We start from the raw sequence: 12,305 nt of genomic DNA, 5'->3' as shown, positions 1-12,305 counted from the left end.
GTTGCGGATCGAGTTAAGGAGCCTGCGAAGGAGAAGTCAACGAAGTCGATGGCCCGCATCGAATGGGCTGCCCGAGTGCATCGCGGCGAAACTGCCATCCCGTTCCGGGGGACGGACGTTTTCTTGTCGCCCGACAGGTCCAACACGCGCGAAAACCCTTTAAAGGGAGCGCGGGCCGCGCCGGGCGCGGGCGCCTCCAGTCTGGTTCCCGATGGTCATCCTCCGTTCGATCGCCTTCAACCTCGCCTTCTACCTCGCCACCAGCCTCATCGCGGTGTTCGGGCTGCCGGCCCTCGTCTCGCGTCGGGCGGTCATCCGCCTCGCGCAGGGCTGGGGCAACGTCACCCTGTGGCTCCTGCGGGTGGTGGGCGGCGTCACCGTGGAGTTCCGGGGCCTCGCCAACATCCCCGCAGGGCCGGTTCTGGTGGCGGCCAAGCACCAGTCCGCCCTCGAGACCCTCGCCCTCGTCACGGTGTTCCCGGACTTCGCCTATATCCTCAAGCGCGAGCTTCTCTGGATTCCCCTCGTCGGGTGGTTCCTGTCGCGCTCGGGGATGGTGGCCATCGACCGCTCCAAGGGCTCGCGCGCCATGGCGGCGATGAACGAGGCCGCCGCCGACGTGATCCGCGAAGGGCGCCAGCTCATCATCTTCCCCGAGGGCACGCGGCGCCCGCCCGGCGCGGCGCCCGCCTACAAGCTCGGGATCACCCATCTCTACGCCACCCTCGGCGTACCCTGCCTGCCGGTCGCCCTCGACACCGGCCTGTACTGGCCCCGCCGCAGCCTAATGCGCCGGCCCGGCACCACGGTGATCGAGTTCCTGCCACCGATCCCGCACGGCCTCGACCGGGCGCGCTTCCTCGACACCGTGCAGGCCCGGATCGAGACCGCCTCCGACGCCCTGCTGGCCGCCGGTCGGGCCGATCTCCTGGCCCGGGGCCATGCCGTGCCGCCCCCCGTGCGGGACGCCTCGCCCACCGCATGAAGGGCGGGCCGCTCCGAAGACGCGGGCCCGTTTTGTTCCCCCTCGATGGCCTCCGATGTGGGCGCCGTTCTTGACGGTAACCCTTCGTTAAGAGTATATGGAACAAATAGCGAACGAACGAGCCCTGTCCCGGTCCGCTACCCCGCGGAGGTCCGAGGACGACCGAGCACGGAGACGACCGGTGCACGAAGAACGCCTCAGAACGACCGCGGGCCTGCGCGGAACCCCGGCCCTGGTGCTGAGCGCTTGGCGCGGCCGGTCGGGTCGCCGCTATATCGTCGGCATCCACGATCTCGCCGAGCCGGAGCTCGACGACATGGGCGATGCGGTGGTCCTGGCCGTGCGCCGCGACGCGGCGGGGATCGGCGAGATCGTCTGTGTGGCCTCCGTCGGGGAGAGTCCGCGCGAGCGCCTGACCCGCAGCTGGATGGCCCGCGCCCGGTATGGCGGCGCCAACGAGATGCACGTCCACCGCCTCGCCGAGACCGAGGCCGAGCGCAGCGCCATCGTGGCCGATTTCGACGCCGTCGCCACGACCGATACCATGGCCGACGCCTGAACCCTGCGGCCGCGGCCATGCTTTCGCCGCCAAGACCCTGATAGGCCATGCCGGATGGAAGACGAGGCCCCGAGCGGGTCCGCCTCCGACGGTTTTGCGGCAGCGGGGACGCGATGACAGCCACGAAAACACCGGCCGCGACCCGCGCCCCATCGCGAAAAGGCCTGTTCGTTCCCTTTATCCTGCTCGCCACACTCGTCGTCCTGTGGTCGGCCGCGTGGTTCTGGGTCCGCGACCGGGCAGCGCGCGAGATGGATGGCTGGCTCGCCGCCGAGGCGGCGGCGGGACGGACCTGGACCTGCGCCGACCGCTCCATCGCCGGTTATCCGTTCCGCATCGAGCTGCGCTGCGCCACCCTCGCCTTCGCCCGAGCCGACAGCCGCTTCACTCTCGGGCCGGTGACCGCCGTGGTTCAGGTCTACCAGCCGCGTCAGGGCATCTTGGAGGTGGCCGGCCCCTTCCATGTGGAGCAGGGCGACCTCACCGGCGACGTGACCTGGACCGCACTGAACGCCAGCTTCCACGGGGCGTCCGAGGGCTTCGTGCGCGCTTCCCTGGTGGTCGACGCCCTGAAAGGCACCGTGCGCGGCCAGGGACAACCCGACATCGCCTTCGATGCCCAGCACCTCGAAGCCCATGGCCGCCCGACCCCCGGGCGCTTCGCCACGGACGGCGCCGTCGATCTCAGCCTGCGCGTCGCCAAGGCCGGGGTGCCGCTCATCGATCCCTTCGTCGGCAACACCAGTCCGGCCGACATCGCCCTCGACGCCACGGTGAACCGGGCCGCCATCCTGCGCACCGGGACGGTGGCGCGGGAGCTGGAGGCGTGGCGCCAGGCCGGCGGCGGCCTCGACATCGCCCTCCTGTCCCTGGCCAAGGGCGACCGCCGGGTCCAGGCCCGCGGCAGCCTCGGCCTCGACGCGGCCCACCGCCCGGAGGGCCAGATCGACCTGCGCGCCGCCGGCGTCGAGGCCATCGTCGGACAGGTCATGGGTCAGCGCTTCGGCGCCGAGAAGGGGGCGCTCATCGGCAACCTCGTCGGCCAGTTCCTCGGCGGCGGCCGCCGCGCCCGCGCCGAGGCCGCGCCCGATGCGACGGCCCCGGGTGACCCGGCCCTGAAGGCCCTGCCGCCCCTGCGCCTGGCGGATGGCCGCCTCATGCTCGGGCCGTTTCCGATCCCCAACGTCGAAATCCCGCCGCTCTACTGAGGCGCGCCGGACTCAGGCGGTCGTAAAACTTTCAAGAATTCGGAACGCGCGATGGATAACCCTTCACGTGCGGTTGAACGGAATCGGCCGCTGGGCGTTTGAACGGTCAAGCTCACGCCACAGCGGTTGGGCGCGCGCCGGAGTTCCGTTCCATGACCTTGACCACCATCCTCCTCATCATCCTCATTCTCGCGGTCCTCGGCGGCGGCAACTTCCTCGGCGGCGGCGCCTATCGCGGCCAGAGCTTCGGGCTCGGCGGCATCCTGATCATCATCCTGATCGTGCTGCTGGTCACCGGGCGACTCTGATCGCTCACGGCTGGCAGGCGATTCCCACGATGGCGCCCGCCAGCCGCACGGTCGATGCACCGGCCGCCGGAACCGGCACACCGGCGGCGGTGAGGAACTGCCCGATCCGGGCACTCGCCACCGTTCCGTAACGGGCCGGCGGCACCACGCCGGCCACGCGACGCGGCGCGGCGGGATAGGCGGAGACGAGTCCAGCGAGGGCGCCCGCCGGGTCGAGGATCGGCGCCCCGCCCGCCCCGGGCTGGAGCGGTGCCGTGATCCGGCCGTCCTGCCCGAGGGCGCCCGGTGCCGCCGTCACGGCGCCGCCCGCCTCGGCCGACAGAACCAGCACGGCCTCCGCGGGCACCGCCGCCTCGGCCCGGAGGGGTGGGAAGACGCCGGAACTTGCCAATCCCGCACCGTCCAGGAGGATCAGGTCCGTGTCCCGCACCATGATGCGGGCCGCTTGGCCGTTGATTCGCGGCGACGTGCAGCCTTCGAGGGCGGCCGCGCTCGTGAGCACCCGGCCCGGTCCCACCAGCAGCCCCGTCGCATGCGGCGCGGCCGGCCGGTCGGCCAGCGGAGGCGGCGTCGGCCCGGCGCGGGCGATGGGACCTGACGGTGCCGCCGGGGCCGCGTCCGGGAATGGCACGAAGCTGTTGGCGATGGCGATGACGAGGCGGTCGAACGTCTCGGCGAGCGCCTTGTCGTAGCCCAGGGTCAGGCCGCGCACGCCCGTCTCCCCGGCGGCGTAGCGGATGTAGGACTTGCCCGTGGCCGTCTCGGCGGTGACGACGAGGAAGTCCGGCCGCTGGAGCTTGTAGGTCACGCGCCGCTCGGGGCTCGGCGCGGTGATGCGGGCGAACACCGCCTCCAGGCTGGTTTCGCCGGGGGGGAACGACTTCGCCTCCACGGTGATGCGGCCATCCGCGCTCTGCCAGCGGGTGCCGCCCGGAATCGCCGCGCGCTTGGGCAGCAACCGCTCGGGCAGGCCGAGGACGGTGCCGCTCGCGGGATCGGGTTTGACGGCGAAGCCCACGGTGCTCCGCGCCGCCGCCCCGGCCTTGAGGAGCGCGCCGCGGCCGGCCGGGTCGAGGGGGGCGATGCCCGCGCCGCCGGCGCGCTTCTGGTAGGCCACCAGCGCGTCGTGGGTGCGCTTTCCGAAGGTGCCGGTGACGACGCCGTTGAAATCGCCGGTCCAGACCAGGGCGTCCTGAAGGCCCTTGCGCTCGGCCTCCGGCAGGGCCTCGAACGCCGCCTTGGCCGCCTCGAAGGCCGGGTCCGGTGTCGCAGCGGGCTTGCCGGGCGAGGCCGGCGGCGATTTGGGACGCGGCGCCGGCGGCGACTGGGACAGGCCCTGTATCGGCGAGAGAATCGGTGCAGCCAGGAGGGCGATCGAGCGCGCGGCGCACACCGCCATCCAACCAACTCGTCCGCTTCGCGCCATGATCCGTGCCCCCGAGGCGAGGGCCGAAGCTTGGCAGAGCCGACGCGTGAATTCCAGGGCCGTCGATCCGGATTGCGGGCGCGAGGCGAAGTGCTACGGTTCCGGCCCTGAGCCGTGGTGCGGACGGCACGAGTCGATGGGGTGGGTGATGTCGCGATCGACGGGACGCACGGGCGCGGCACGGCGCGGGCGGGCGATGATCCTCGCGGCCGGCGCCTGCGCCCTCGTGGGCGGGCTGGTCCTGCCCGGGCACGCTCAGGCGCCCCTGAGCCAACCCGCCAGGGCGGCCCTAAAGGCCCCCTCCCAAAAATCCTTCCAGCGCGAAAACCTCGCCAGCGACGGCGTGCGTCTCGAGGCCACCCTCAAGGCCGAGGCCGGTCCCCCGCGTCCGGCCGCCCGGGCGCGGGCCGAGGGCGCGGTCCTGATGGAGGCCGAGAAGCCGGCCGAGGCGCTCAAGCCCCTCGGCGCGGCCGTGGCCGCCGAGCCGGGCAATCCCGAGAACTGGCTCGCCTATGCCCGCACCGCGAGCGCCGTCGGCAATAGCGAGACCGGGGACTATTCCGCCCGCCTGCGCCTGCGCCGCAACGCCCGGGCCGCCGCCTATGTCGGCTACCTGCGCGCGCCCGCCGCCGCCGGGGAGGCCGAGGCGCTGGCCACCCTCGGCGAGGTCCAGGCCGCCGAATCCGAGTGGCGCCCCGCCCTGGAGGCCTACCGCGCCAGCCTCGCGCTCGCCGACACGTCCGAGGTGCGCGAGACCTACGAGGGGCTGCGGGCCGAGCACGGCTTCCGCATCCTCGATTACAAGGTCGATTCCGATGCGGCCGCCCCGCGGGTCTGCTTCCAGTTCTCCGAAGGGCTGGCGGCCAAGACCGATTTCACCCCCTTCGTCGCCGTCTCGGGCGCGGCCAATGCCGCCGTCACGGGCAGCGGCCAGCAGATCTGCGTCGACGGTCTCAAACACGGCGAACGCTACGCCTTCGTCCTGCGCCAGGGCGTCCCCTCGGCGGCGGGCGAGACTCTTTTGAAGTCGTTCGATTACGAGGTCTACGTCCGGGACCGCTCGCCCCAGGTGCGGTTCACCGGGCGCAACTACGTCCTGCCGCGCACGGGTCAGGCCGGCGTGCCCCTGGTCTCGGTGAACGCGGCCAAGCTCGAGGTCGAGGTCCTGCGCATCGGCGATCGCGGCCTGCTGCCCTCCCTCCGCTCCGAGGATTTCCTTTCTCAGCTCAACGGCTCCACGGCAAAAACCATCGCCGAGCAGAAGGGCCAGCGGGTCTGGAAGGGCGTCCTCGACACGGCGAAGGCCGAGCTGAACGCCGAGGCCGTCACCGCCTTCCCCGTGCTCCAGGCCGTGGGCAAGCTCGAGCCCGGTCTCTACGTCATGCTGGCCCAGCCGACGGGCATCGCCGGCGCGGTGGACGAGGAGGGCGGCTACGAGAGCCAAGCGACGCAGTGGTTCGTGGTCTCGGACCTCGGCCTGACGGTGTTCAAGGGGCGTGACGGGGTCCACGTCTTCGCCCGGTCCCTAGCCTCTGCGTCCGTTGTGGCGGGTGCCGAGATCCGGCTGGTCGCCCGCAACAACGAGGTCCTGGCGACCGCGAAGACCGACGCACAGGGCCACGTCGCCTTCGCGGCCGGCCTCGCGCGCGGGGAGGGCGGGATCGCGCCGGGCCTCGTCGTGGCGCAGATGGGCGACGATTACGGCTTCCTCGACCTCAACCAATCCGCCTTCGACCTCACGGATCGCGGCGTGAAGGGCCGGCCGCAGCCCGGGGCCGTCGAGGCCTACGTGTTCCCCGAGCGCGGGGTCTACCGCTCGGGCGAGACCGTGAACCTCACCGCCCTCCTGCGCGACGCCCTCGGCGTCGCGGTGCCCGACCTGCCCCTGACCCTGGTGCTCAAGCGCCCCGACGGCGTCGAGGCCCGCCGCGTCGCCGTGCCCGATGCGGGCCTCGGCGGACGGTCCCTCGCCGTGCCCCTCCTGGCCGGCGCCATGCACGGCACTTGGCGGGTGTCGGCCCATACCGACCCCAAGGCCCCGGCCATCGGCGAGGCGAGCTTCCTCGTCGAGGATTACGTGCCCGAGCGCCTGGAGGTGACGCTGTCGAGCGCCACGCCGAGCCTCGTCCAGGGCGCGCCGGCCACCGTCGATGTCGCCGCGCGCTACCTCTACGGCGCCCCGGGGTCCGGGCTCGAGGTCTCCGGCACCGTGCTGGTGCAGCAGGCGGCGGGCAGCGGCATCAAGGGGCTGGAGGGCTTCTCCGTCGGCCTCGACGACGAGCGGGTCGAGGCCGCCTCCCAGGAGATCGAGGCGCGCGCCACCACGGACGGGCAAGGGGCGGCCCGCCTCACCGTGCCGGTACCGGCCCTCGCTGCGCCGCGGCCGACGGAGGCGCGGATCACCCTTCAGGTCGGCGAGCCGGGCGGGCGGGCGCTCTCGCGCAGCCTCACCCTGCCGATCCTGCCCGACGGCCCCGTGCTCGCCCTCCGCAAGACCTTCTCGGGCGATCTGCCCGAGGGCAGCACCGCCGGCTTCGAGGTGGCGATGGCGGCGCCCGACGGACGGCGCCTGTCCCAGCCGGGCGTCGCCTGGACCCTGCAGAAGGTCGAGAAGAACTATCAGTGGTACCGCGAGGGCGGCCGCTGGTCGTTCGAGCCCGTGACCAGCACCCGGCGCATCGCCGACGGCAAACTCGACCTCGCGGCCGAGACCCTCGGCCGGATCAATTCCGTCGTGAGCTACGGCACCTACCGCCTGGAGGCGAGCGTGGCCGGCCGGCCGCAGGCGACCGCGAGTGTGACCTTCACCGTCGGCTGGGGCGGGGGCGAGACGGCGGACGTGCCCGACCTCCTCGATCTTCGCCTCGACAAGCCGGCCTACGCCGCCGGCGACACCCTGCGGGCACGCCTCCAGCCGCGCTTTGCCGGTCAGGCGACCCTCGCGGTGGTGAGCGACAAGGTCCACGCCGTGCTGACCGTGGCGGTGCCGAGCGGCGGCACCACCGTCGACATTCCGGTCAAGCCCGAATGGGGCGCGGGCGCCTACCTCGTCGCCACCGCCTACCGGCCCCTCGACCAGGCGGCCAAGCGCCTGCCGGGCCGGGCGCTCGGGGTGGCGTGGTTCGCCGTCGATGGAGCGAGCCGCAGCCTCGCCGTCACCGTGGAAGCGCCGGCCAGGGCCCGGCCCCGCGAGACCCTGACCCTGCCGATCCGGCTCGCGGGCCTGACGGCCGGGGAGACGGCGCGGGTCAGCGTGGCGCTCGTGGATGTCGGCATCCTCAACCTGACGCGCTACGAATCCCCCGATCCGTTCCGGCACTTCTTCGGCCAGAAGGCCCTCGGTCCCGAGATCCGCGACGTCTACGGGTACCTCATCGACGGGATGCAGGGGACGCTCGGCGCCATCCGCTCGGGCGGCGACGGCGGGGCGGCCGAACTCGCCGACACGCCCCCGACCCAGGCGCCCCTGGCGCTGTATTCCGGGCCCGTCACCGTCGGCCCCGACGGCCGGGCCAGCGTCAGCTTCCCGCTCCCGGCCTTCAACGGCACCGGCCGGGTCATGGTCACGGCCTGGAGCCGGGCGAAGGTCGGCGCGGCCCAGGTCGACGTGATCATCCGCGATCCCGTCATCCTCACCGGCACCCTGCCGCGCTTCCTCAATGTCGGCGACCGCTCGCGCTTCCACATCGCCATCGACAACGTCGAGGGTCAGGCCGGCGACTACACCGTCGACCTCGGCCTCACCGGCTCCGTGGTGGTGGGGGCCGAGGCGCTCCACAAGACCCTGCGGCTGGAGGCGGGGGCCAAGGGGGCGCTGGTGATCCCCATCACCGCCGCCGGCCCCGGCACCACGCGCCTCGACGTGACCCTGTCCGGTCCCGGCCTGCCGCCCGGCATCGGCCAGAGCTTCGCCCTCGGTATCGGCGCCGGCACCGGGCCGCTGGCCCGCCGGACGGTGCAGCCGCTCCCGCCCGGCGCGACCCTGCGGGTGACGGACGAGTTGCTCGCCGACATCCTGCCCGGCACCGGGGCCGTCTCGGTCACGGCCTCGACGCTCGCCGGCCTCGACGCGCCGGCCCTGCTCCAGGCCCTGGAGCGCTACCCCTACGCCTGCTCCGAGCAGACCGTGAGCCGGGCGATGCCGCTCCTGGCCCTGGGACGTGTGCCGCCGCAGGACCGGATGGGACTCGACGACACGGTGGACACCCGTATCCGCGAGGCCATCGACCGGGTGCTCGCCCGCCAGGGCTCGTCGGGCGAGTTCGGCCTGTGGTCCGTGGGCGGCCAGACCGACGTCTGGCTCAACGCCTACGTCACCGACTTCCTCACCCGGGCGCGGGAGCGCGGCTTTTCCGTGCCGCCCACCGCCTTCGCCAGCGCCCTCGACAGTCTCCGCAATGCCGTGGCGAACACGAGTGAGGTGCGCGACGGCGGCATGGACATCGCCTACGCGGCCTACGTGCTCGCCCGCAACGGCCGCCCGGTGATGGGCGATCTGCGCTACCTCGCCGACACCCGGCTCGACGCCTTCGCCACCCCCCTCGGGCGCGGGCAGATCGCGGCGGCGCTGGCGTTGCTGGGCGACCGGGGCCGGGCCGCCAAGGCCTTCGCCTCGGCGGTGACGGCGCTGAAGGGGCCGGGACCCACGGACCGGCCGGATTACGGCTCGCGCCTGCGCGACGGCGCCGGCCTCCTGACCCTCGCCGCCGAGACCGGGCTCGCCCGCGATGCGGTCCAGCCCCTGGCGGCGGTCATCGCCGAGGAGCGCCAGGGCGGCCGCCCGACGAGCACGCAGGAAAACGCCTGGATGGTGATGGCGGCCCAAGGGCTCGCCAAGGACGCCGACGCCCTGCGCTTCACCATCGACGGCAAGGCCGAGGCCGGCGCCCTGGCGCGGCTCTATCGCGGCGACGCCCTGGCTTCGATGCCCGTCGCCATCGTCAATGCCGGGACCACCACGGCACAGGTCGTGGTGAGCGTCGTCGGCAACCCAATTGCGCCCGAGCCCGCCGAATCGCGGGGCTACGCCATCGAACGGACCTATCACCGCCTCGACGGCTCACCCGTCGATCTCGCGCAGGGGGTCCGCCAGAACGACCGCCTCGTGGTCGTCCTCAAGGTGACGGAGGCCAAGGCCAGCCCCGGGCGCCTGCTCCTCGTCGACCGCCTGCCCGCCGGCCTGGAGATCGACAATCCGAAGCTCCTCGACGCCGACGCGCTCACCGGCCTCGCCTTCGCCAAGTCCGACGTCGCCCCGGTCTATACGGCGTTCCGCGACGACCGCTTCGTCGCCGCCTACGAGCGGACGCCCGAGCAATCGGCGTTCTTCCGCGTCGCCTACACCGTGCGCGCCGTCTCGCCCGGCACCTACGTCCACCCCGCCGCCACCATCGAAGACATGTACCGGCCCGAGCGCTTCGGGCGCACGGGCTTCGGGTCCGTGGTGGTGAGCGCGAAGTAGGGCGATGACGCGCGGGGCGCCGATCTCCGGTTCCGCTACGGGCGAGGGTGAACAGCCCTCTGCAACGGCAGGTAATGCAAGGGGAGGCGTGAAAAGCGCGGGTCCCCTCTCCTGGAAGGAGAGGGACAGGATGAGGTGTGTGACATCTCCGAAAAAGTCCCACACCTCACCCCAACCCTCTCCTTCCAGGAGAGGGAGCCCGTCGCGGTTCGGGCGATCGTTGAGAATCGTCGCCACAGGGCTATGCGTCGTTCTGACAATGCTCGCCGTCGCCACCTTCGCCCTCTGGCGCTTCGTCGCCACCCTCCCGCCCCTCGACCTCACGCAGGCGAACCTCCGCTCCACCGTGGTGCTCGACCGCGATGGTGGGCTCCTGCGCCCGTTCGCCACCGTGGATGGGCGCTGGCGCCTACCGCTCACCGCGGCGCAGGTCGATCCGCGCATGCTCGCAATGCTCAAAGCCTACGAGGACCGGCGCTTCGCCGCGCATCCGGGCATCGACCCGGCCGCCACGCTCCGCGCCGCCGGGCAGTGGCTGCGGCACGGCCGCATCGTCTCGGGCGGCTCGACCCTGTCGATGCAGGTGGCGCGGCTCGTCGAGCCCCGCGCCGCGCGCTCGCTCCCGGCCAAGTTGCGCCAGATGGTACGGGCGGTCGAGCTGGAGCGCCGCCTCGGCAAGGCGGGCGTGCTCGACCTCTACCTCCAGCTCGCCCCCTATGGCGGTCCGGTGGAAGGGTTGCGGGCGGCGAGTCTGGCCTATTTCGGCCGCGATCCGGCGCGCCTCTCCTTCGCGGAGGCTGCCCTTCTGGTGGCCCTGCCGCAGGCCCCAGAGGCGCGTCGGCCCGATCGGTTCCCAGGTGCCGCAAGACGCGCTCGCGATCGGGTCCTCGACCGCGTGGCCGCGCGGGGGATCATCACGCCGGCCGAGGCGCGGGCGGCCAAGGCCGAACCCGTACCGCAGGGGCGAAAGCCCTTCCCGATGCTGGCCGCCCACGCGGCCGAGGCGGCGGTCGCGGCCGATCCCACGTTGAGGAGCATCCGCCTCACCCTCGACGGGCGCCTGCAGGCGAGCCTCGAGGCGCTCGCCACCGAGCGCGCCGCCGCCCTGGGGCCGGGTCTGTCCGCCGCCATCCTGGCGCTCGACAACCGCACGGGCGCGGTCCTCGCCCAGGTCGGCAGCCCCGGCCACGGCGATGCCTCACGGTCGGGCGCCATCGACATGACGGGGGCGATCCGCTCGCCGGGATCGGCCCTGAAGCCGTTCATCTACGCCCTGGCCTTCGAGCAGGGGATCGCCCATCCCGAGACCCAGCTCGACGACCGGCCCGTGCGCTTCGCCGGCGCCTACGCGCCCGAGAATTTCGACCTCGGCTACCAGGGCACGGTGACGGCGCGGCGCGCCCTCCAGCTCTCGCTGAACGTGCCGGCGGTGGAGCTGCTCCAGGCGGTGGGCGCGGCCCGCTTCATCGCCCGCCTGCGGGCAGCCGGCGCGCGCATCGAGCTGCCCCGCGACACCGCCCCCGGCCTGCCCGTGGCCCTCGGCGGGCTCGGCATCACCCTCACGGACCTGGCCCGGCTGTTCTCGGGATTCGCGCGCGGTGGGCTGGTGCCGCCCCTGATGCGCCGCCTCGACGCGCCCGTCCTCGGCTCGAATGACGCCCGCATCACCGAGCCCGTGGCGGCCTGGTACGTCGCCGACACCCTGCGCGGGGCGCCGCCGCCCGAGAACGCCCTGGCCGGCCGCATCGCCTACAAGACCGGCACGTCCTACGGCTATCGCGACGCCTGGGCCGTGGGGTTCGACCGGCGGGTGACCCTCGCGGTCTGGGTCGGTCGCCCGGACGGCAACGCCGTGCCGGGCCTCGTCGGCCGGGTCGTGGCCGCCCCGATCCTGTTCGACGCCTTCGCGCGGTTCGGGGGCGAGCCCGAGGCGGTGCCCCAACCGGCCGACGCCCTGGTGACCACGACGGCCGGCCTGCCGCCGCCGCTCCGCCACATCCGTCGCGACGTGCCGAAATCCGTTGCGGCGGCCTTGAGCGCGACCCTCAAGATCGCCTACCCGCCGGATGGCGCCCGGATCGACTTGGGGCTCGCGGGGACGGATCTAGCGGGCGGCGCGCCGGACGTGGGTCTCGCCCTCAAGGCCCTCGGCGGCGTGCCGCCCCTGATCTGGATGGTCGACGGCCTGCCCGTGGCCGGGGGCGCCCGGCGCCACGCCGCCTGGAGTCCCGAGGGCGCCGGCTTCGCCCGCATCTCGGTGATGGACGCCACCGGTGCCTCCGACAGCGTGATGGTACGGATCGAGTAGATCGGCGGCACCGGAACGCGGCACGACCCGGTCGAGGCCCGGCCCGCCGA

The 12,305-nt window shown here is 73.2% G+C and carries 7 protein-coding genes; 6 read left to right on the top strand and 1 reads right to left on the bottom strand.

Features of this window, described 5'->3' with window-relative positions:
- The first annotated feature begins 211 nt into the window (after positions 1-211).
- The 4 genes from FV218_RS05485 to FV218_RS05470 all read left to right on the top strand — a co-directional run bounded on the left by FV218_RS05485 (position 212) and on the right by FV218_RS05470 (position 3,060).
- A complete protein-coding gene (locus tag FV218_RS05485; RefSeq protein ID WP_147708980.1) occupies positions 212-985 on the top strand; it encodes a lysophospholipid acyltransferase family protein in 774 nt (257 codons plus the stop codon).
- 181 nt (positions 986-1,166) lie between these two features.
- A complete protein-coding gene (locus FV218_RS05480) occupies positions 1,167-1,544 on the top strand; it encodes a hypothetical protein (RefSeq protein ID WP_348642013.1) in 378 nt (125 codons plus the stop codon).
- A 113-nt stretch (positions 1,545-1,657) separates the two neighbouring features.
- Entirely contained in the window at positions 1,658-2,752 is a 1,095-nt protein-coding gene (locus tag FV218_RS05475; RefSeq protein WP_147708979.1) for a DUF2125 domain-containing protein, read from the top strand.
- 152 nt (positions 2,753-2,904) lie between these two features.
- The gene (locus tag FV218_RS05470; RefSeq protein WP_018046049.1) at positions 2,905-3,060 is read left to right on the top strand and encodes a hypothetical protein; all 156 of its coding nucleotides are present in this window, start codon (positions 2,905-2,907) and stop codon (positions 3,058-3,060) included.
- 4 nt (positions 3,061-3,064) lie between these two features.
- Here FV218_RS05470 and FV218_RS05465 read toward each other — a convergent pair whose 3' ends face one another.
- Positions 3,065-4,459: a peptidoglycan-binding domain-containing protein gene (locus FV218_RS05465; RefSeq protein ID WP_147708978.1), complete on the bottom strand. Its 1,395-nt coding sequence runs from the start codon at positions 4,457-4,459 to the stop codon at positions 3,065-3,067.
- A gap of 223 nt (positions 4,460-4,682) precedes the next feature.
- Between FV218_RS05465 and FV218_RS05460 the strand changes: the two genes are divergently transcribed.
- Complete coding sequence (locus FV218_RS05460; RefSeq protein WP_147709009.1) at positions 4,683-9,947, top strand: alpha-2-macroglobulin; 5,265 nt, start codon at positions 4,683-4,685, stop codon at positions 9,945-9,947.
- Positions 9,948-10,206: 259 nt separating this feature from the next.
- The gene (gene pbpC / locus FV218_RS05455) at positions 10,207-12,255 is read left to right on the top strand and encodes a penicillin-binding protein 1C (RefSeq protein WP_246684998.1); all 2,049 of its coding nucleotides are present in this window, start codon (positions 10,207-10,209) and stop codon (positions 12,253-12,255) included.
- Positions 12,256-12,305 lie beyond the last annotated feature (50 nt).

It is taken from the genome of Methylobacterium sp. WL69, assembly GCF_008039485.1.
Taxonomy (GTDB): Bacteria; Pseudomonadota; Alphaproteobacteria; order Rhizobiales; family Beijerinckiaceae; genus Methylobacterium.
This window is presented reverse-complemented; position numbering and strand designations above follow the sequence as displayed.